The organism is Corynebacterium sp. NML180780, from assembly GCF_007786415.1.
GTDB lineage: Bacteria > Actinomycetota > Actinomycetes > Mycobacteriales > Mycobacteriaceae > Corynebacterium > Corynebacterium gottingense.
Genome location: NZ_VNKN01000007.1, coordinates 97,729 through 117,371 on the forward strand (window position 1 = coordinate 97,729; position 19,643 = coordinate 117,371).

Annotated in this window: 18 protein-coding genes, 1 pseudogene and 1 riboswitch; of the genes and pseudogenes, 15 read left to right on the top strand and 4 right to left on the bottom strand. The window is 65.2% G+C overall.

From position 1 onward, the window contains the following. Positions 1-116 precede the first annotated feature (116 nt). The 6 genes from FPP74_RS06295 to FPP74_RS06320 all read left to right on the top strand — a co-directional run bounded on the left by FPP74_RS06295 (position 117) and on the right by FPP74_RS06320 (position 6,448). Positions 117-1,208: a cytochrome c oxidase subunit II gene (locus FPP74_RS06295; RefSeq protein WP_095534902.1), complete on the top strand. Its 1,092-nt coding sequence runs from the start codon at positions 117-119 to the stop codon at positions 1,206-1,208. Positions 1,209-1,228: 20 nt separating this feature from the next. After that, a complete protein-coding gene (locus FPP74_RS06300; RefSeq protein ID WP_095278124.1) occupies positions 1,229-1,660 on the top strand; it encodes a cytochrome c oxidase subunit 4 in 432 nt (143 codons plus the stop codon). Between the two features lie 428 nt (positions 1,661-2,088). Continuing rightward, positions 2,089-2,709: a heme-copper oxidase subunit III gene (locus FPP74_RS06305; RefSeq protein ID WP_173783230.1), complete on the top strand. Its 621-nt coding sequence runs from the start codon at positions 2,089-2,091 to the stop codon at positions 2,707-2,709. A 42-nt stretch (positions 2,710-2,751) separates the two neighbouring features. After that, positions 2,752-3,600, top strand: coding sequence for a cytochrome c (locus FPP74_RS06310; RefSeq protein ID WP_144717512.1), 849 nt, complete (start codon positions 2,752-2,754; stop codon positions 3,598-3,600). Continuing rightward, positions 3,597-4,817, top strand: coding sequence for a ubiquinol-cytochrome c reductase iron-sulfur subunit (locus FPP74_RS06315; RefSeq protein WP_095547266.1), 1,221 nt, complete (start codon positions 3,597-3,599; stop codon positions 4,815-4,817). The genes FPP74_RS06310 and FPP74_RS06315 overlap by 4 nt, the downstream gene beginning before the upstream one ends. Continuing rightward, the gene (locus FPP74_RS06320) at positions 4,817-6,448 is read left to right on the top strand and encodes a cytochrome bc complex cytochrome b subunit (protein ID WP_144717514.1); all 1,632 of its coding nucleotides are present in this window, start codon (positions 4,817-4,819) and stop codon (positions 6,446-6,448) included. The genes FPP74_RS06315 and FPP74_RS06320 overlap by 1 nt, the downstream gene beginning before the upstream one ends. Positions 6,449-6,522: 74 nt before the next feature. Here the strand turns inward: FPP74_RS06320 and FPP74_RS06325 are convergent, their stop codons facing one another. Then, the gene (locus tag FPP74_RS06325; protein WP_095538104.1) at positions 6,523-7,596 is read right to left on the bottom strand and encodes a zinc-dependent alcohol dehydrogenase family protein; all 1,074 of its coding nucleotides are present in this window, start codon (positions 7,594-7,596) and stop codon (positions 6,523-6,525) included. 383 nt (positions 7,597-7,979) lie between these two features. After that, positions 7,980-8,140: riboswitch (cyclic di-AMP (ydaO/yuaA leader) on the top strand. Positions 8,141-8,153: 13 nt separating this feature from the next. Between FPP74_RS06325 and FPP74_RS06330 the strand changes: the two genes are divergently transcribed. The 8 genes from FPP74_RS06330 (at position 8,154) to FPP74_RS06365 (ending at position 15,282) form a co-directional block, all read left to right on the top strand. After that, positions 8,154-8,909: a C40 family peptidase gene (locus tag FPP74_RS06330; protein WP_095538105.1), complete on the top strand. Its 756-nt coding sequence runs from the start codon at positions 8,154-8,156 to the stop codon at positions 8,907-8,909. Between the two features lie 198 nt (positions 8,910-9,107). Continuing rightward, positions 9,108-10,154, top strand: a complete 1,047-nt coding sequence (locus FPP74_RS06335; RefSeq protein ID WP_255456085.1) for a C40 family peptidase — start codon at positions 9,108-9,110, stop codon at positions 10,152-10,154. A 19-nt stretch (positions 10,155-10,173) separates the two neighbouring features. Continuing rightward, complete coding sequence (locus tag FPP74_RS06340; RefSeq protein WP_095538107.1) at positions 10,174-11,277, top strand: glycosyltransferase family 4 protein; 1,104 nt, start codon at positions 10,174-10,176, stop codon at positions 11,275-11,277. Between the two features lie 15 nt (positions 11,278-11,292). Beyond that, a complete protein-coding gene (locus FPP74_RS06345) occupies positions 11,293-12,258 on the top strand; it encodes an ROK family protein (protein ID WP_095538108.1) in 966 nt (321 codons plus the stop codon). 36 nt (positions 12,259-12,294) lie between these two features. Beyond that, entirely contained in the window at positions 12,295-13,044 is a 750-nt protein-coding gene (locus tag FPP74_RS06350; protein ID WP_095555152.1) for a 1-acyl-sn-glycerol-3-phosphate acyltransferase, read from the top strand. Continuing rightward, positions 13,045-13,263: a hypothetical protein gene (locus FPP74_RS06355; protein ID WP_133064696.1), complete on the top strand. Its 219-nt coding sequence runs from the start codon at positions 13,045-13,047 to the stop codon at positions 13,261-13,263. A 42-nt stretch (positions 13,264-13,305) separates the two neighbouring features. Then, the gene (locus FPP74_RS06360; RefSeq protein ID WP_095538110.1) at positions 13,306-13,842 is read left to right on the top strand and encodes a polyadenylate-specific 3'-exoribonuclease AS; all 537 of its coding nucleotides are present in this window, start codon (positions 13,306-13,308) and stop codon (positions 13,840-13,842) included. 51 nt (positions 13,843-13,893) lie between these two features. Continuing rightward, positions 13,894-15,282, top strand: coding sequence for a class II 3-deoxy-7-phosphoheptulonate synthase (locus tag FPP74_RS06365; protein ID WP_095547260.1), 1,389 nt, complete (start codon positions 13,894-13,896; stop codon positions 15,280-15,282). A gap of 62 nt (positions 15,283-15,344) precedes the next feature. On the opposite strand, the pseudogene FPP74_RS06370 reads toward FPP74_RS06365, so the two are convergent. Further along, positions 15,345-16,646: pseudogene (locus FPP74_RS06370) on the bottom strand (protein kinase); the annotation flags it as partial. Between the two features lies 1 nt (position 16,647). Between FPP74_RS06370 and FPP74_RS06375 the strand changes: the two are divergent. Continuing rightward, complete coding sequence (locus FPP74_RS06375; RefSeq protein ID WP_095538123.1) at positions 16,648-17,040, top strand: Rv2175c family DNA-binding protein; 393 nt, start codon at positions 16,648-16,650, stop codon at positions 17,038-17,040. Here FPP74_RS06375 and FPP74_RS06380 read toward each other — a convergent pair. Further along, the gene (locus FPP74_RS06380; protein ID WP_144717516.1) at positions 17,012-18,499 is read right to left on the bottom strand and encodes an alpha-(1->6)-mannopyranosyltransferase A; all 1,488 of its coding nucleotides are present in this window, start codon (positions 18,497-18,499) and stop codon (positions 17,012-17,014) included. The genes FPP74_RS06375 and FPP74_RS06380 overlap by 29 nt on opposite strands. Beyond that, entirely contained in the window at positions 18,499-19,602 is a 1,104-nt protein-coding gene (locus FPP74_RS06385) for a polyprenyl synthetase family protein (protein ID WP_144717519.1), read from the bottom strand. Before FPP74_RS06385 ends, FPP74_RS06380 begins: the two co-directional genes overlap by 1 nt. Positions 19,603-19,643 lie beyond the last annotated feature (41 nt).

Consider the following 19,643-nt stretch of genomic DNA (forward strand, 5'->3'; position numbering starts at 1 on the left):
CCTGCCCGCTGGATGAACTATTCTGACTGGGTAGGAATGGGTAGGAATGCTCTGGCATTTCTATGAACGTTCATCGTTTTCAACGAATTGAAGTGTGGACAGGAAGGCAGACACACGTGGAAAAGGAAACAAAGCGCAGCTTTGCCCGGAAGCTCGGTGTAGCAGGCTCGCTCCTGCTCGGTGGCTTCGCGCTCGCTGGCTGCAGCGTTGCTCCCCCGGAGGCCCTCGCTAACGTGCTGGACATGGGCTGGCCGGACCCGATTACGCCGGAGGGTACTGAGCTGTACAACTTCTGGGTGTGGGTCTGGGTTGCCGCCTGGATTGTCGGCATCATCATGTGGGGCCTGTTCCTCACCGCTGTGTTCAAGTGGAACCGCAAGGCCAAGGAAAAGAAGGGTGAGGGCGAGTTCCCGAAGCAGCTGCAGTACAACGTCCCGCTGGAGCTTGCGCTGACCATCGTGCCGATCGTCATCGTTATGGTCCTGTTCTTCTTCACCGTGCAGTCGCAGACCAAGGTCACCGCGCTGGACAAGGATCCGAAGGTGACCGTGGACGTCACCGCGTTCCAGTGGAACTGGAAGTTCGGCTACGCCGAGCTCGACGGCGAGTTCACCAACAACGGCCAGAAGTACGAGGGTGTGGACAAGGAGCGCCAGGCGCTCGCCGAGGAGACCAAGCACGATCCGGAAGACATGCCGAACGCGAACCCGATTCACGGTATGTCCCAGGGCGACCAGTCGTACCTGAACTTCAACAAAATCGAGACCATCGGTTCCACCGAGGAAATCCCGGTGCTGGTGCTGCCGACCGACACGCCGATCGAGTTCCGTCTCGCATCCGGCGACGTCTCCCACGCGTTCTGGATTCCGGAGTTCCTGTTCAAGCGCGACGTCTACGCACACCCGGAGGCGAACCAGCAGCAGCGCAGCTTCCAGATCGAGCGCATTGAGAAGGAAGGCGCATTCGTCGGCCGCTGTGCCGAGATGTGCGGTACCTACCACTCGATGATGAACTTCGAGCTCCGCGCCGTCTCGCCGGAGAAGTTCAAGGACTACATGGAGTTCCGCGAAGCCAACCCGGAGGCGCCGAACTCGGACGCGCTGAAGGCTATCGGCGAGGAGCCGTTCGCAACGACCACCCACCCGTTTGTCACTGACCGCACCGCAACCCGCGACGGCGATAACGCCGTTGTCGCTGCCAACAACTAAGAAAGAGGAAGTGTAGAACTATGGGTCCTGGCGCAAAAGTTTTCTACGCAATCGGCACCTTCTTGGGTCTGATGGCGGTGATCTACATCTTCGCCACGAGCTGGATTGGTGAAGATGCTTACCTGTTCGGCCTCGAGTGGGTCGGCGGTGTTGCCCTCGTCCTGGCAACGGCCCTGTGCTTCATGATGGGTGTGTACCTCGACTTCACCGAGCGACGCATGGACGTCGTCCCCGAGGACTGGGAAGAGGCGGAGATCGAAGACGGCGCGGGCGTGCTCGGCTTCTTCTCCCCGCACTCCATCTGGCCGTTCGCAATGTCCGGCGCCGTGCTCTTCCTCGGCCTGGGTATCGCCTTCTACCAGCTGTGGCTGATCGCCTTCGGTGCAGTGTTCCTCATCTGGACCACCACCCAGCTGAACCTGCAGTACGGCATCCCGCGCGAGAAGCACTAGCTGCTCCGCCCCGCTGCCTTCGCGGGTCCGCAAGCCTCGGCACTTCGGTGCCGGGGCTTTTTGCTTAGCGACGCCCACCCGCCCAGGGGTCAACCGAAAGTAGGTCCGCGCGCCAAATCCCCTGGGAGGGAATGTGAGAAGCGACACAATCGGGAACTCGGGGAACTCGCCGTGCGACGGCAGGACGTGCGTTCGGGGAGGGGAGCGGCGTTGTGAAAATCGGTGTCGTGCGATGCGTGCTGGCGGGCCGTTGGTGTGACCAGGGGAGATGGGCGTCGTAAAGCGCGGGCAAAAAGTTCCCGAGTTTTCCAAAAAGTTTTTCCGTAACTGTCGTTCGCGCTGAAACGGCAGGTTGGGGCGTGCCTGTCAGAGAAAGTCCGGGGGTATTCGAGGTGACTTTAAGGCGGAAACGCGCCATAATCACATGCGTGACGACCGCAATTACTAATCAAGGTATGGCGACACCGCAGAATCGTGTCCCAGTGCTGAACCGACCCAACATGGTCAGCGTTGGCACGATGGCGTTCCTCGCCCAAGAGTTGATGTTCTTTGCCGGCTTGTTCGCGATGTACTTCACGTCGCGCGCAAACGGCCTGGCCGCCGGAGACTGGGCGCACCAGACGGAAAACCTGAACGTTATTTTTGGCCTCATCATTACTATCGTTCTGCTGGCTTCCTCGGTGACGTCCCAGGTTGGCGTGTTTGCTGCAGAAAGGGGTGACGTATTCGGGCTTCGCAAGTGGTTCTCCGTAACCATTCTGCTCGGCGTGGTCTTCCTGGGCCTCGTCGCGTTTGAGTGGACTGAGATGGTCCACGAGGGCGTGACGCCGCAGGCGAGCGTCTACGGCTCGGTGTTCTACATCATCACCGGCTTCCACATGGCGCACGTGACCGCGGGCATCCTCGCGTTCATCGTGGTGCTGCTCCGCGTTTCCAAGTCGAAGTTCACCCCGGCGCAAGCTACGGCCGCAATGGTGACCTCCTACTACTGGCACTTCGTGGACGTCGTGTGGATCGGCGTGTTCACCACGATCTACCTGGTCCAGTAACCGGCCTAGTAACCGTTTGAATAGTCGCTAAAAGGAAACAAGATGGAAAACACACCAAAGAAGAAGCGCATTGGTCGCAAGACCAGGCGCACGGTCGCTGGTGCTGCCGCGCTCACGCTCGGCCTCTCCGGCGCCGGCCTCTTGGCATCCGCACTGGCCCCGAACGCTCAGGTTGCTAACGCCGAGCGAGACGAGCAGGCGATGATCCAAGAAGGCAAGGACATCTACGACGTCGCGTGTATCACCTGCCATGGCGCCAACCTGCAGGGCGTTGAGGACCGCGGCCCGTCCCTGATCGGTACCGGCGAAGGCGCCGTGTACTTCCAGGTGCACTCCGGCCGCATGCCGATGATGTCCAACGACGCGCAGGCTGAGCGCAAGCGCCCGCGCTACACCGAGTCCCAGGCACTCGCCCTCGCTGCGTACGTCGCGGCGAACGGTGGCGGCCCCGAGCTCGTGTACGACAAGGACGGCAGCGTCGCGATGGAGTCGCTGCGCGGTAAGGACTACGACGGCAAGATTCAGGCCGCCGACGTTGCCCGCGGTTCCGAGCTCTTCCGCCTGAACTGCGCGTCTTGCCACAACTTCACCGGCCGCGGCGGTTCGCTGTCGTCCGGTAAGTACGCACCGGCCCTGGATCCCGCCAACGAGCAGGAGATCTACCAGGCGATGCTCACCGGCCCGCAGAACATGCCGAAGTTCTCTGACCGTCAGCTCTCTGCTGATGAGAAGCGAGACATCATCGCCTACATCAAGTCGGCTAAGGAGACCCCGAGCCCCGGCGGCTACGCCCTGGGCGGCCTCGGCCCGGTTTCTGAGGGTATGGCTATGTGGATGATTGGCGTGACCTTGGTCGCCGCCGCTGCTATCTGGATTGGATCGCGTTCATGAGTGATGTAAAGAAGAACTACACAAACGAAGAGCTGGACCGCATGAGCAATGCGGAGCTGGCCGCGCTGGGCACCGAGCTTGACGACGTCACCGTTGCCTACCGCAAGGAGCGTTTCCCGGTCGAGGGCGACCCGCGCGAGAAGTCCGCAGCCGCAGGTATCAACGCCTGGCTGCTGGTTTCGGTCCTGTGCGGCATCGCGTTCCTCGGCGTCTACCTCTTCTGGCCCTGGGAGCCGAAGTTCCACGGCGACGAGGATCTGTGGGTCTACACCCTGTACACCCCGCTGTTGGGCCTGACCTCCGGTCTTGGCTTTGTCACGCTGGGCATTGCAATCATCCAGTACGTGAAGAAGTTCATCCCCGAGGAGATCTCGGTACAGCGCCGCCACGACGGCCGTTCCAGCGAGCTGGATCGCCGCACGACGACGGCGCTGCTGAACGACGCTTGGGAGACCTCGACCTTTGGCCGTCGTAAGGCCATGCAGGGCCTCCTTGGCGGCGCTGGCGTGCTGGCCGGTCTCATGGTCATCGCCCCGCTGGGCGGTCTGATCAAGAACCCGTGGCGCCCGCGCACCGAGCTCGGCTACATGGGCGACGGCACGCTGTGGACCCACGGTTGGACCATTCAGGACCAGGGCGTCAAGGTCTACCTCGGCCGCGACACCGGTGCAATCGCCGAGCTGCACGAGGGCGAAACCGGTTCGCACTACAGCACCGCCGGCGTCTCCCGCCTGGTGCGCATGCGCCCGGAGGACTTGGCTGCCGCGTCCATGGAGACTGTCTTCCCCCTCTACGAGGAGGACGTCAACGACGGCAAGGAGTACGACCCGAACCGCGACGTGTACGAGCACCACATGCACTCGCTGCACGGTCCGCGTAACTCCGTCATGCTGATTCGCCTGCGTTCGCAGGACGCACAGCGCGCCGTTGAGCGCGAAGGCCAGGAGGACTTCCACTACGGCGACTACTACGCATACTCGAAGATTTGCACGCACATAGGTTGCCCGACCTCGCTGTACGAGGCCCAGACGAACCGCATCCTGTGTCCGTGCCACCAGTCGCAGTTCGACGCACTGCACTACGGCAAGCCGGTCTTCGGCCCGGCCGCCCGTGCGCTGCCGCAGCTTCCTGTGACTGTTGACGAAGAAGGTTACCTCATCGCCAACGGCAACTTCATCGAGCCCGTCGGCCCGGCATTCTGGGAGCGTAAGTCCTAATGAGTACTAAACCTGCACAAGTCGCGGACAATGTTGATTCGCGGTACACAATCGCTGGGGTGCTTCGCCCCCAGCTGAACAAGGTCTTCCCGAGCCACTGGTCGTTCATGCTCGGCGAGATGGCCCTGTACAGCTTCATCATTCTGTTGTTGACCGGTGTCTACCTGGCGCTGTTCTTCGACCCGTCTATTACCAAGGTCATCTACGACGGCGCGTACCTCCCGCTTAACGGTGTGGAGATGTCGCGCGCATACGCAACTGCACTGAACATCTCGTTCGAGGTCCGCGGCGGCCTGTTCGTCCGCCAGATGCACCACTGGGCAGCGCTGATGTTCATGATGTCGATGTTCGCCCACATGATGCGCATCTTCTTCACCGGCGCGTTCCGTCGCCCGCGTGAGGCGAACTGGATTATCGGTGTCACCCTGGTGCTCCTGGGCATGATCGAGGGCTTCATGGGGTACTCCCTGCCGGACGACCTGCTCTCCGGCGTCGGTCTGCGCATTATGTCCGCCATCATCGTCGGTATTCCGATCATCGGTACCTGGATGCACTGGGCCATCTTCGGTGGCGACTTCCCGTCGGACCTCATGCTGGATCGCTTCTACATTCTGCACGTGCTGATCGTGCCGGGCATCATCCTGGCGCTGATCGCAGCTCACCTGCTGCTCGTCTGGTTCCAGAAGCACACCCAGTTCCCGGGCCCGGGCCGTACCGAGAACAACGTCATTGGTATCCGCATCATGCCGGTCTTCGCCGTCAAGGCAATCGGCTTCATGATGTTCGTCTTTGGCGTCCTCGCAGCGATGGCCGGTCTGACCACCATCAACAGCATCTGGATGCTTGGCCCCTACAACCCGTCGCAGGTCTCCGCAGGTTCGCAGCCTGACGTCTACATGCTGTGGACCGATGGTGCCGCCCGTGTCATGCCGGCATGGGAGCTTTACCTGGGTAACTACACGATCCCGGGTGCCTTCTGGGTCGCCCTGCTCTGTGGTCTGATGGTCGTCCTGCTGATCACCTACCCCTTCATCGAGAAGAAGATCACCGGCGACGACGCGCACCACAACCTGCTGCAGCGTCCGCGCGACGTTCCAGTGCGCACCTCCATCGGTGTCATGGCGCTCGTGTTCTTCCTGCTGCTGACCATCTCCGGTGGTAACGACCACGTGGCCCACTTCTTCCAGATCTCGCTGAACGCGATGACCTGGTTCGGCCGCATCGGTCTGATCATCCTGCCGCCGCTGGCTTACTTCATCACCTACCGCCTGTGCATCGGCCTGCAGCGCTCCGACCGAGAGGTCCTGGAGCACGGCATCGAGACCGGCGTGATCAAGAAGCTGCCGAACGGCGCGTTCGTGGAGATCCACCAGCCGCTCGGTCCGGTGGACGAGCACGGCCACCCGGTCCCGCTCGAGTACGCCGGTGCCCCGGTTCCGAAGCAGCTCAACCAGCTTGGCTTCGCTGACTCCGAGACGGTTGGTACTTTCAAGTCCTCCGAGCTTGGTGTCACCGAGCGCGTTCGCGACGCGGAGGCGCAGAAGCACCACGAGGAGATCGAGACGTTGCGCAAGCTCGAAGAGACGAAGCACCTCTCCGACCGCAACGCCACCGACGAGCCGAGCCACTAGGCTGCGCCACAGTAATTCGCGGTCGCTGGAAGGCCCCTTTCCCAGAATGGGAAAGGGGCCTTCGTCGTGCGCTGCTACGCGTTGTCGATGATGACCTTCATCGCCTGGTGCTCCTCGGCGTGCGCGAACGTCTCCCACGCCTCATCCAGCTCTGTAAACGTGAAGTGGTGGGTGGCCAGCGAGTTGATCGGCAGGTCCGAGTTCTGGACCGCCTTGAGCAGCATGCCCGTTGTGTTCGCGTTCACGAGTCCGGTGGTGACGGTAAGGTTCTTGATCCACATCTTCTGCAGCTCAAAGTCGACCGGCTTTCCGTGCACACCGACGACGGCAATGTGGCCGCCCTCCTTGACGTTTTCGGCGCACGTTGCCCACGTAGCCGGCAGCCCGACCGCCTCGATGGCAGTGTCCACGCCGTAACCGTCCGTGATGGAAGCGACGTGGGCCGCGACGTCCTCCTTAGCCGGGTTCACCGTGTACGTCGCACCCATCTCCTTGGCCTTGGCCAAACGATTGTCGTCCATATCCACCACAGTGATTGATGCGGGGGAGTAGAACTGCGACGTGAGCAGCACGCCCATCCCTACCGGTCCCGCACCGACAATGAGCACGTCCTTGCCGGGCGCGACGGCACCATTTTGCACGCCGATCTCGTGGCCCGTGGGCAGCGCATCAGACAGGAAGACCGCTACCTCCTTGTCCAGTGTCTCCGGCAGGTGGTAGAGCGAGTTATCCGCGAACGGGGTGCGCACGTATTCGGCGAGCGTGCCGTCAATCATGTAGCCCAGGATCCAGGACCCGCCATTGCGGCAGTGGCTGTACAGCTGCTTCTGGCAGTTCTCGCACGTGCCGCAGCGCGACACGCAAGAGATGAGGACCTTGTCGCCTGGCCTAAAGTTCTTCACGGAGTCGCCGACGGCCTCGACCGTGCCGATACCTTCGTGTCCAAGGATGCGCCCGTTCCATTCGCCTGTGCGCTCGCGCTCGGTGGCCTCAATCTCCGGGTTCTTGCCGTGGAAGATGCCGAGGTCGGTGCCACAGATCGTCGTGGTGTCCACGCGGATGATGGCGTCGGTTGGCTCGAGAATCGTGGGTTTGGGGCGGTCTTCGATGCGTACGTCGTTCGCACCGTAATAAGTCAGCGCTTTCATCGGGCGGTCCTTCCAGTAGGGGGTATCGGTATAGACCCAATTTTACGGCGGGGAGCATGCTTGCCGACGCCCTTCTGCGCCCGTTACACCCGCCAACAATACCCCTGTGTCTAACGTCACAGTATCTCATGGGGTGGCGCAGCGTACAGCTGTAGTCAATCAGTGGAATTTCCGCGATTGTCGGTTTAGTGCAGGTCAATGGGCGCAAATCGGGGCAAGGGCGGCGCGAATTGAGGGGCGTGGTGGCGTCGATAAGCGGGCAAAGTCTTTGCAAAGATTCAATAACGGATTAGTAACACTCTCAGTATTGGACAAACTTGTTGCCGTTTCGTAATCTGATCGAGACATTGCGACAACAGCCGTTGCTTGCAAGGTACGAAAACAGAACATATGAGCCGATTTCCGCGGACCGAGTGAGATGCACGAGCGATGTGGAACCGGGAAACCGCACTTTCCTACAAGGGCGGATGGCGTGCAGAGGTACGTCAGGGCGCATTCTCAGGGCCCAGCCCGACAGGCAACCCGGTAGGCGAAGAGAAGATATGGAGAAACTTACAATGGCTAAGCACCGTCGCCAGAACAATTCCGCAGTGCGCACCGTCGCAGCTGCCACGGCCGTCGTCGCAGGCGCGACTCTGATGGTCCCGACCCAGGCTTCCGCCGCTGAGGTCCGCGTCCCGAACACCCCGGTTGCTGCGCAGATCCCGGGCATTGAGAACATTCCGGGTGTTGCAAACATCCCGGGCATCGAGGCTTGGGTCCCGTCCCTGGCGGGCAAGGCCGATGGCGGCCAGTACCGTCAGGCCCTGTCTCAGGTGAAGGCGCTGCCGGGGATTGCCAACGTCCCGGGCTTCAACCAGTTCATCGCCAACGTCGAAGCACAGGTCCTGCCGGAGACCCCGGCACCGGCCGTCGCTCAGCAGTACTCCGCTCCGGTGTCTGCGCCGGCGCCGGTGGTGCAGGAGAAGACCCAGGGCGAGCGCATCGTCGACATCGCCCGCACCAAGATCGGTTCGCCGTACGTCTACGGCGCAGCGGGCCCGAACGCGTTCGACTGCTCCGGCTTCACCTCCTGGGTCTACGCCCAGGCTGGTAAGTCCATCCCGCGTACCTCGCAGGCGCAGGCCTCCGCGGGTACTCCGGTCTCCCTGGACAACATCCAGCCGGGCGACATCGTCGTCTACTACAGCGGCGCCTCCCACGTTGCTATCTACGCTGGCAATGGCATGATCATCGACGCCCTCAACGACGGCGTCCCGGTCGGCGAGCGCCCGCTGAGCATGATGCCGGTCCACTCCGTGGTCCGCTTCTAACTCCCGGATTCGCGTGCTCGTTGCGCACCAACTTTCACACCCGTGTCAATCGTTGCTGATTGGCCGGGTGTGCTTTTGTTGGACGGCTGATCTGGCTATAGTAGTTACAGTTTTGTAAAGGCTTGCGGTCAGTTGGACCACGGCCGATATTGGTTTTCCGAGTGGCGTACTCGGCTTGAAAGCTCAAGGGGATTTGTCGTGGGCAAACACTCTCTCCACGCGCGCGGTGCGCGCCGTTCAGGACGTCGAGGCGCAATGGTCATCGCGGTCGGTGCGCTCTCTTCGGCGGCGGTCGCCGCGCTGCAGGTGCCGGCTGGTGCGGACGACGTTGATGAGTTGATCGACAGGCTCGAGGACGTCTCGCACCAGGCCACGGCAAAGTCGGAGGAGATCAAGGCCCTCGAGGACCAGGTCGCCGAGTCCGAACGCAAGATCGCGGAGGCGGACGAGAAGGCTGCCGCGGCGCGCACCGCCGCTGCGGAGGCCAACGGCGCAAAGGCGAGCTACCAGCGCAACGTCAACGACATTGCGCAGTCGAAGTACCGCAATTCGGAGTCGGAGGTGCTGCTCACTACGCTCGAGTCGGGCAGCCCGCAGGTGGCGATCGACCGAGCCGCATACCTCAACTCGCTGTCCCGCAACGCGCAGATGACCATTGATGGCTTGAACACCGCCAACGAAGAGGCAGCGTCGCGCGCCCGGAGCGCGAACATTGCGAAGGCGGAAGCGGAGTACAACCGCAACCAGCTCGCCGCGCAGCTGGACGCGCTCCACCGCGAGCGCGACGAGCTGGACGGCCAGATCCGTGACATCGAAGACCAGGTTGACAGTCTGAACGAGGAAGATCGCCAGCGCTGGATTGCCAAGGACGGACCGATCGACCTCGGTGCCAACGTGCCGGCCGCGGATTCTGGCGTGGTCGCCGCAGCGCTCGCGCAGATTGGCAAGCCCTACGGGTGGGGCGCGACCGGCCCGGACGCATTCGACTGCTCGGGCCTCATGGTGTGGGCCTACGGCCAGAACGGTAAGGGCATCCCGCGTACGTCGCAGGCCCAGCTAGCCGGCGGTACGCCCGTCTCTATGGACCAGCTGCAGCCGGGCGACATCATCGGCTACTACCCGGGCGTGACCCACGTGGCCATGTACATCGGCGACGGCATGGTGGTCCACGCGTCCGACTACGGCATCCCGGTCCAGGTGGTGCCGGTCAACTCCATGCCGGCCCAGGGCGCAGTGCGCTACTAACCGCGTACGCTGGCAGGCCATGGCCCCGACGCTGCTTGTCACCAACGACTTCCCGCCGACCCTCGGCGGGATTCAGTCGTATCTGCGGGATTTCGTCTCCCACCTCGTTGCGCTGAACGGGCCCGACTCGGTGGTGGTGTTTGCCTCCACGCAGGACGCGGCGGCTGCGCGCGAGTGGGACGCCGCGCAGCCCTACACCATCGTGCGGTGGCCGCACCGGGTCATGCTGCCCACCCCGCGCGTCCGGGCGGCAATGGCGCAGCTGATCCGCCGCCACGGCGCGACCACGGTGTGGTTCGGCGCGGCCGCCCCACTGGCCGTCCTTGGCGGCGCCGCCAAGCGGGCTGGTGCGCACCGCGTCGTGGCCACGACCCACGGGCACGAGGTCGGCTGGTCGATGCTCCCGGGCGCGCGCCAGGTCCTGCGCAACATCGGCCGCAACGCCGACGTGCTCACCTACATTTCCGGCTACACGCGCCGCCGCATCGCTCCCGCATTCGGCACACACCCCGAGTACGTGGCGCTGCCGTCTGGGGTAGACACGGACTTTTTCCGGCCGGCCGAGCCCGCCCACGCCGAGCCCGCGCCCCGCATCGTGTGCGCGTCCCGGCTCGTCCCCAGAAAAGGGCAGGACCAGCTCATCCGCGCGCTGCCCGCGATCCGCGCAGCCGTGCCTGGCACGCAGCTTGTGATCGTCGGGTCCGGTCCAGACGAGCGCCGACTCCGCACCCTCGCCCGCGGCACCGCAGGCGTCACTTTCACCGGCGCAGTCGACCGAGCAACGCTGCGCGACACCATCGCCTCAGCCGACGTCTTTGCCATGCCCGCGCGCACCCGCGGCGGCGGCCTCGACGTGGAGGGCCTTGGCATCGTCTACCTCGAGGCGCAAGCCTGCGGCGTCCCCGTCATCGCCGGCGACTCCGGCGGCGCGCCCGAAACCGTCACGCCGGCAACCGGCGTCGTCGTTGACGGCACGAGCGTGAGCATGCTTGCCGACGCCACCATCACACTCCTCAGCGATCCCGCCGCGTCCAAGCGAATGGGTGAGGCGGGGCGGGTGCGCGTCGAGAAGCACTTTGCCTGGGACGTGCTGACCCGCAGGTTGGCTGCACAGCTGAAGTAACTACGATGATGGGCTATGGCAACGGACGAAACGCTCACGCTCGGTTTTGACATCGGCGGAACGAACTTGCGCGCCGCCGTCGTGGATTCGGCGGGGCGGATTCTTGACTCGGCGCAGACGCAGACGCCGCAAACCGGCCCGGAAATGACGCAGGGGATCGTGCAGCTGGTCAACCAGTTGCGCGAGACGTACGACATCGGTGCTGTCGGCCTGGCGATCGCCGGCTTCCTCGACCCTGACTGCGAGATCGTGCGGTTCGCCCCGCACCTGCCGTGGCGCGACGACCACCCGCTGCGCCGCGAGCTCAGTGACGCCCTTGGCCTGCCGGTGCGCTTGGAGCACGACGCGAACTCGGCGGCCTGGGGCGAGTACCGCTTCGGCGCCGCGAAGTCGGCCGACACGTGGGTGCTGTTCGCCGTGGGCACGGGAATCGGCGCGACACTGATGCACCACGGGGAGATCTACCGCGGGTCCTTTGGCACCGCCCCGGAGTTCGGCCACATTACCGTCGTCCCGGACGGGCGGGTCTGCTCCTGCGGCAAGCAAGGGTGCCTCGAGCGCTACGCGTCGGGGACCTCGCTGGTGGACTGCGCGATAGAGAGCGCGGCGAAGGGCTCCTACAAGCGCTGTGGCCTGTACCGCAAGGTGGTGGACAAGCGCGCGACTGGGCGCGACGTGATGGCCGCGGCGCGCGCCGGCGACGAGCTGGGGCAGGCCGCCGTGGACAGCTTTGCCACGTGGCTGGGGCGCGGACTGTCAATCGTCGCTGACGTGCTCGACCCCGCCCTCATCGTGTTGGGCGGCGGGGTGTCGGAGGACGCCGACCTGTTCATTGACACTGCTCGGGAAACGATGGCGAACACGATGGTCGGGTCCGGGTACCGCCCGGTAGCAGACATCCAGTGCGCGGAACTCGGCCCCCAGGCCGGTATGATCGGAGTGGCTGACCTCGCGCGCGAGATGCTGCGCGGCGAGCACTGAAATCTTGATCAGCATCTTGATGAGGGAGCAAACGCAATGACAAACCGGTGGTATTCACTGTTTAAGGCCGTGCTCGGCCCGTTCCTCATTGTGTGGAATCGCCCGACGATCAACGGCGCGGACAACATCCCGGAGCGCGGCCCGGCGATCATGGTGTCCAACCACCAGGCCGTCATGGACTCGTTTTACCTGCCGCTGATGGTGCGCCGGCAGCTCACGTTCCCGGCGAAGAGCGAGTACTTCACCACGCCCGGCGTGAAAGGCGCGGTGCAGAAGTGGTTCTTCTCCTCGGTGGGGCAGGTCCCGCTGGACCGCCAGAGCGCGGATGCAGGCGATGCCCTGCTCAACGCCGCGACGCGAGTGCTGGACAGCGGCGAGCTCTTTGGTATTTACCCGGAGGGCACCCGCTCGCCGGACGGCCGGGTGTACAAGGGGCGCACGGGCGTTGCGCGCATCGCGATGGAAACGGGAGCGCCCGTCGTGCTGACCGGCATGGTGGGCACCCGCAACGCCAACCCGATCGGCACCAACTTCCCGCGCCCGGCGAAGGTGCACATTGAGATCAGTGAGCAGATCGACCCGCACGCGTGGGCCGCGGAGCACGGGTTCGACCCCGCGTCGCGCGAGGTAGCCCGTCCGTTCACGGACTACCTCATGCGCCGGCTCGCCGAGCTGACGGGCTACGACTACGTTGACGTCTACGCCAGCGAGGTCAAGGAATCCCTCGCCGCGACGGGGTCGTACCCGCCGGGGGCCGAGCCGGAAGCAACGTCGGAGGGAAAGTAGGTGAGCATGAAGAGCATGGACAAGGATCTCCTCACCCGCATCGTGCTGGTGGTTGTCACGGTGGCGCTCTACATTGTTGCGTCGCAAACCGGCTTTCACACGACAATTGCCGCACCGATCGCCGTCGTCATCGTCGCGGTTGTGATGTTCTGGCCGCGCAGTCGCGCTCGGCGTGAGGAGCGCCTGCCGATCCGCTTGGATGATCGCCCGAGCGAGTAGCAAATGTTTACACCCTGGAACTAGGAAGGCCTGTGTGCGCAGGTGAAGTACTTCTACGATACGGAGTTCATTGAGGACGGCTCGACGATCGAGCTGGTGTCCATCGGCATCGTCGCCGAGGACGGCCGCGAGTACTACGCGGTTTCTCGCGACTTCGACGCCACCCGCGCCAGCGACTGGGTCGTCCGCAATGTGCTGCGTAAGCTGCCACCGGAGAGTGACCCTCGCTGGAAGCCGCTGCGCACGATCCGCGACGAGGTCTTCGCCTTCCTCACCGCCGACTCCTCCACGCCGCACCTCTGGGCGTGGGTTGGCGGCTATGACCACGTGCTGTTCGCGCAGATGTGGGGCGACATGAGCGCGTACCCGCGCGAGCTGCCGCACTTCACCCACGAGCTGAAGCAGTATTGGGAGATGGCCGGCCGGCCGAAGCTTCCGCGGGTTCCGAAGGGGAGCCACGATGCGCTTGTCGACGCCCGTCATAACGTCAAGAAGTACCGCGCCTGCGCGGAAGTGCTGCCGCTGGATGCAAAAGGCCGGGTCACCGCGTTCCGTGACCCCTCTCTTGGGCACGCATAAAAGTCCGCAAATTCATTTTGTGCCCCTCACCGGTGTGCTAAGAATGAGAACGTGAGTTGGACTATTGACATCCCTAAAGACGTTTTGCCCGATCTTCCGCCGCTGCCGGGGGACCTGAACGAGCAATTTCAGGACGCGGTTTCGCGCGACGCGAAGCAGCAGCCGAGCTGGGACCCGGATCAGGCCCGCGCCGTGCGCAAGATCCTCGAGTCCGTTCCGCCTGTGGTCCTCGCGCCGGAGGTGCACCAGCTGAAGTCGCACCTCAAGAACGTCGCGCTGGGCAAGGCGTTTCTGCTGCAGGGCGGCGATTGCGCCGAGACCTTTGAGTCCAACACGGAGCCGCACATCCGGGCGAACGTGCGCACGCTGCTGCAGATGGCGGCGGTGCTGACGTACGGCGCGTCGATGCCGGTGGTCAAGCTCGGCCGCATCGCGGGGCAGTACGCCAAGCCGCGCTCGTCCGATCTGGACGCGAACGGTCTGCCGAACTACCGTGGCGACATTGTCAACGGCGTGGAGCCGGCCGAGGAGTCCCGCCGCCACGACCCGGCCCGCATGGTCCGCGCGTACGCAAACTCGTCCGCAGCGATGAACCTGGTGCGCGCCCTGGTTGCTTCGGGCACCGCTGACCTGCACAACATCAATGACTGGAACCGCGAGTTCGTGACCAACTCGCCGGCGGGTGCGCGCTACGAGGCGCTCGGCCGCGAGATCTCTCGCTCGCTCGCGTTCATGGACGCCTGCGGTGTCAACGACTACAACCTGCGCACCTCCGAGATTTTCGCGTCCCACGAGGCGCTGCTGGTTGATTACGAGCGCGCGATGTTGCGCCTGGCTGATGGCGAGGACGGCAAGCAGCACCTCTACGATCTGTCCGCGCACCAGCTGTGGATCGGCGAGCGCACCCGCGGGATGGATGACTTCCACGTCAACTTCGCGGCGCTCATTGATAACCCGATCGGCATCAAGCTCGGCCCGAAGGTGACCCCGGAGGAGGCTGTTGCCTACGCGGACAAGCTCGACCCGAACCGCGAGCCGGGCCGCCTGACCATGGTGATCCGCATGGGTCACGACAACGTCCGCACGGTCCTGCCCGGCATTGTCAAGGCGGTCGAGGCGTCCGGCCACAAGGTCGTCTGGCAGTCGGACCCGATGCACGGCAACACGTTCACCTCGTCCAACGGCTACAAGACGCGCCACTTTGACAAGATTATTGATGAGGTCCAGGGCTTCTTCGAGGTCCACCGCGAGCTGGGCACGCACCCGGGCGGCGTGCACATCGAGCTCACCGGGGAGAACGTCACCGAGTGCCTCGGCGGCGCGCAGGACATCAGCGACGTGGACTTGCCGGGCCGCTACGAGTCGGCATGCGACCCTCGCCTGAACACCGAGCAGGCCCTCGAGCTGGCCTTCCTCGTCGCGGAGATGTTGCGCTACTAAGCGCCATTCGCTTCTCGACGCCCCCGCGATCCCTCCCTTCCTCAGCCACCCAGCGCGGAACTGAGCAGGGGAGGGATTTCGCCGTAGAGGCCCGACCCGAACCACCAACCGCCGACGGCGACGGCTGCGGTGACTGCAATCGCGAACAGCACGTACACCACAACCCCCAGGCCTGATCGGTTGGACACGCGCCGCACCTTGGGGCGCGGTCCGCGCGCGGCTGGCGGTGCCGCCGGTGTTGGCCGCCGCTGCGTCGGTGGCGGCGCGACGGGAGCCTGCCGCGTTGGCGCGGGCACCGGTTGCGGGGCAGGTTGCGGGACTGGTTGCGGGACCGCAGCCGCGGCCCCAGCGCCCGGGGCATCCGGGAACAGGCGCCGCTCGGCCTGCGGAACGGCGCGCGTGGATCCTGCTCCGTTGGGGCGCTGAGGATAAGGAGGGTGCGGAGGGCGCGGCTGGGAGCCGAAGCGCGTGGGGTGCGCTGCGGCGCGGTTTGCGGCCGAGTTTTTTGGGGCCGGCACGGTGTAGGCGGGAAGGCGCAGGTCGCGCGCGACGTCGTCGAGCGCATCGAGGAACTCCCCGGCGTCGCGGAACCGCTCGGAGGGGGTCCGGGCTGTCGCGGTGGTGACGAGTTCGTCGAAGAGCATGGGCACTCCGTCGATAAGCTGCGACGGCGGCGGCACATCATCCTGCAAGCGTGCGTAGGCGTGGGCGAGCGGCGTGTCGCCGGTGAACGGGGTGCGGCCGGTGAGGAGCTCGAACAGGACGATGCCGGCGGAGTAGACGTCTGAGGCGGGCGTGATCGCGGAGCCGTTGACCTGCTCTGGCGAGAGGTAGGACACGGTGCCCACGATCTGGTCGGTAGATTGCGGCGACTCGGCGGCGGCGCGCACGAGCCCGAAGTCGGCGAGTTTGACCTGGTGGTCCGCGCTGATAAGCACGTTGTCGGGCTTGATGTCGCGGTGGACAAGGCCCTTGGCGTGCGCGACTCCGAGCCCGGTGAGCAGGCCGCGGAGCACGCTGGTGGCCGCGTGCGGCGGCATCGGGCCGCGCTCGGCGAGGAGCTCGCGAAGCGTGCCGCCGGTGATGAGCTCCATGATGAGGAAGATGGTGTCGCCCTGCGCGGAAAAGTCGTAGACGTTGACCAGGTTCGGGTGCGACAGCTGCGCCATGGCGCGTGCCTCGCGGCGGAACCTGTCAAGGAACACCGGGTCATGAACGTACTGTTCGTGCATGACTTTTGCGGCGACCTCGCGCCCGAGCCGGGTATCCACGCAGCGGTACACGGTGGCCATGCCGCCACGCGCGATCGGCCTGTCGATCACGTATCGGTTGTCCAGGTAGTCTCCTACACGCATGCTGACCAGTATGGTGCACACCCGCCGCTCGGCGCTAAACTACGGTTCCGTGAATACTCTTGATGATCTTCTCGCTGGCGAAGAACTGCTCACCATGCCCGACGTTGCGGAGATGCTCGGCATCCCCGTGACCAAGGTGCACGACTACGTGAACGGCAAGAAGCTCGTGGTCTACCGCAAGGACGGCAAGAAGTACATCCCGGCCGTGCTGTTCAGCGACGGCGAGATGAGCAAGTTCATCACCGGCGCGATCACGGTGCTCTACGACGGCGGATTTACCGAGGAAGAGATCCTCGCATACCTGTTTACCCCGGACGATTCGCTCCCGGGCCGTCCGATCGACGCCCTGCACGGCCACGGCGCGCGCGAGGTAATCAGGCGCGCGCAGGCGATGGCGTTCTAGCGCCGACCTGCTTATCGACGCCACCGCGCGGCCACACCAACACGACCGACAGAAGCGCCGCGAACGGCGCGAGCACGAGGAACCACGGGTCGTAGAAGCGGTGGTTGCCGCTGCCCGTGAACGCGAGCGCGATGACGACGGAGCCGCCCACCGCGACCCGCTCGACCCACGCCGGGGCACGGAACGTGCCCACCAGTGAGATAAGCGACGCGTAATACCAGGGCAGCGTCACCGAGTTGGCGACAAAGGCGACGGCGTAGGCGGCGGTGGTGCCGGCGACGGCGGTGGAGCTGGCAAGCGCCCTGTCTTTGGGGCGGAAGAACCACCACACGACGACGAGCCCGGCGAGCATGAGGATCCCGCTGGCCGCGCGGGTGGCGGCGAGGGCGCTGTTGTAGTGGAAGTCCTCGTTGATCAGCTGCGCGATCGGCGCGATGAGCTCGGCGAGCAGCGTCGGCCCGGCCAGCGGGTTGACCACCTTGGAGTTTCCGGAGATCTCCTCGACCCAGCCCCACGACGATCCGGAAAGCACGGTGACGAGATTGACCACCGCGACCGTGACGGCGACGGTCCACGCACCGCTGCCGATGAACACGCCCACGCGGCGCGGCCAGCTGGCGTGCGCGCCGCCGTTGTCGCGCGCGAGCAGGATCCAGACGACGAAGGGGAGCGCGATCGCCGCGGTGGCCTTCAGGGACACGGCGAGCGCGATGAGCGCGATGCCTGCGGTGGACCAGGCAACACGGCGGCGCTGCGGCGCGATGCACGCGAGCAGGCCGGCGGAAACGAGGCCGACCATGACAGATTCGTTGTGCATGCCGCCGACGAGGTGGAGCAGCATGACCGGGTTTGTGGCGCCGATCCACAGCGCGAATTCCGCGTTCCCGCCGAGCTCGCGGGCGATCCGCGGTACCGCCCACACGATGAGGGCGAAGCCGGCGAGCGAGATGAGCTTGTACGCCACCAGCCCGGCGGTGACGTCGTCGCCGACAACCGAGGTAATCGCCTTGCCCAGCCCGAGGTGGAGCGGGCCGTACGGGGTGGTGGTGTTGCGCCAGTCGTGGCTGACCTCCCAGAGGTACGGTCCCGGGTTGACGGCTGCGCCCTCGGTGTAGGGGTCGTAGCCGTCGCGAAGCATTGCCCCCTGCATGAGGTAGGAGTAGACGTCGCGCGACAGCACCGGCCCGCTGAGCACGAGCGGTGCGGTCCAGGCGCAGGTGGCCAGTCGCGTCGCGCGTAGGCCGGGGCGGGCGCGGCCGAGCAGCAGCCAGGCCACGACAAGACCCAGGATGCCCACGGTGAGCAGGCCGTCCATGAGTCCGCGGCCGTGGCCGTAGGTCAGCGCGTCGAGGCCGAGTTCCCGCATCAGCCCGCTGCGGTTGCGCGTTGCGCCCGCGCCGTAGGAGCCAAGCGCGATGCACACGCTGGCGGCGACGCCAAGCCAGAGCGTGCGCTGCATCAGGCGCGCCGTTCCGTGGACTTGATGGCCAGTTGCCGCAGGGTGTCGGCCACGGTGTCGTCGATGTTGGCGGTCTCCAGGTGCGCGAGCCCCGAGGTAGTAAGGGCCTCAATTCGCTTTTCGACGCCCTCCAGCGCCCCACTTTCCGCAATCAGCTCCGCCAGCCGGGCCAGATCCTCAGGTGCCGTGGCGGTGCCGATGCCGGCGCGTAGCTCGGCCGCGGCGGACGGGTCGGACTCGTCGAGCAGCTGGAGCGCGGTGGCGAAGAGGACGGTGCGCTTGCCCTCGCGGAGGTCGTCGCCGGCCGGCTTGCCGGTGACGGCGGAGTCCCCGAAGACGCCGAGGACGTCGTCGCGGAGCTGGTAGGCGATGCCGATGTCGTGGCCGTAGCCGCGGAACGCCTCGATGGTGTCGGCAGGCGCGCCCGCGATCGCTGCGCCGAGGTGGAGCGGGCGTTCGATGGTGTACGCGGCGGTCTTGAACCGGTTGACGCGATCCGCAAGTTCGATGGACTCGCTGCCCTGCGCCTCGAGCATGATGTCGAGCAGCTGGCCGCCGATAACCTCGGTGCGCATCCCTCGCCACGGCGCCGTGGCGCGCTCGAGGGCGGCGTCGCTCAGGCCGGAGTAGCGCCACATGTCCTCGGCCCACACCAGGGCGAGGTCTCCGATGAGGATGGCGGCGTGTTCGCCGAAGGCGGCGGCGTCGCCGCGCCTGCCGGCGGCCCGGTGTTCGGCCTCCACGGCGCGGTGGACCGTCGGGTTACCGCGCCGGGTGTCGGAGGCGTCAATGATGTCGTCGTGGACCAGGGCACAGGCCTGGATGAACTCGAGCGCGCTGACGGCGCGCAGGACTGCCTCCGGGTCCTCGGCGCTTCCGGACCCTTTACGCTCCAGCCCGCCGCCGCCAACGAAGCCGGCCCAACCGTAGAGCGGGCGGATGCGCTTTCCGCCGCCCAGGACGAATCGCTCCAGGTGGGCTACCGCGTTGGTGACGGGCTCGCCGATGCGGGCGACCGGTTCGCGCTGCTGGTCAAAGAATTGGCGGAGTTGTGCTTCCACGGCCGCGGGGATCTGGTCTAGCGGGGTGCTCCTATCGGCCACGGTGTGGACTCCTTATATCTCATGAGTGTGGGGGCGTCGTG

Bases quoted from the DNA above. Each gene is read 5' to 3' on its own strand.
- FPP74_RS06300 (WP_095278124.1), top strand. From the start codon at position 1,229: ATGGGTCCTGGCGCAAAAGTTTTCTACGCAATCGGCACCTTCTTGGGT.
- FPP74_RS06310 (WP_144717512.1), top strand. From the start codon at position 2,752: ATGGAAAACACACCAAAGAAGAAGCGCATTGGTCGCAAGACCAGGCGC.
- FPP74_RS06315 (WP_095547266.1), top strand. From the start codon at position 3,597: ATGAGTGATGTAAAGAAGAACTACACAAACGAAGAGCTGGACCGCATG.
- FPP74_RS06320 (WP_144717514.1), top strand. From the start codon at position 4,817: ATGAGTACTAAACCTGCACAAGTCGCGGACAATGTTGATTCGCGGTAC.
- FPP74_RS06325 (WP_095538104.1), bottom strand. From the start codon at position 7,596: ATGAAAGCGCTGACTTATTACGGTGCGAACGACGTACGCATCGAAGAC.
- FPP74_RS06330 (WP_095538105.1), top strand. From the start codon at position 8,154: ATGGCTAAGCACCGTCGCCAGAACAATTCCGCAGTGCGCACCGTCGCA.
- FPP74_RS06340 (WP_095538107.1), top strand. From the start codon at position 10,174: ATGGCCCCGACGCTGCTTGTCACCAACGACTTCCCGCCGACCCTCGGC.
- FPP74_RS06345 (WP_095538108.1), top strand. From the start codon at position 11,293: ATGGCAACGGACGAAACGCTCACGCTCGGTTTTGACATCGGCGGAACG.
- FPP74_RS06350 (WP_095555152.1), top strand. From the start codon at position 12,295: ATGACAAACCGGTGGTATTCACTGTTTAAGGCCGTGCTCGGCCCGTTC.
- FPP74_RS06375 (WP_095538123.1), top strand. From the start codon at position 16,648: ATGGTGCACACCCGCCGCTCGGCGCTAAACTACGGTTCCGTGAATACT.
- FPP74_RS06380 (WP_144717516.1), bottom strand. From the start codon at position 18,499: ATGCAGCGCACGCTCTGGCTTGGCGTCGCCGCCAGCGTGTGCATCGCG.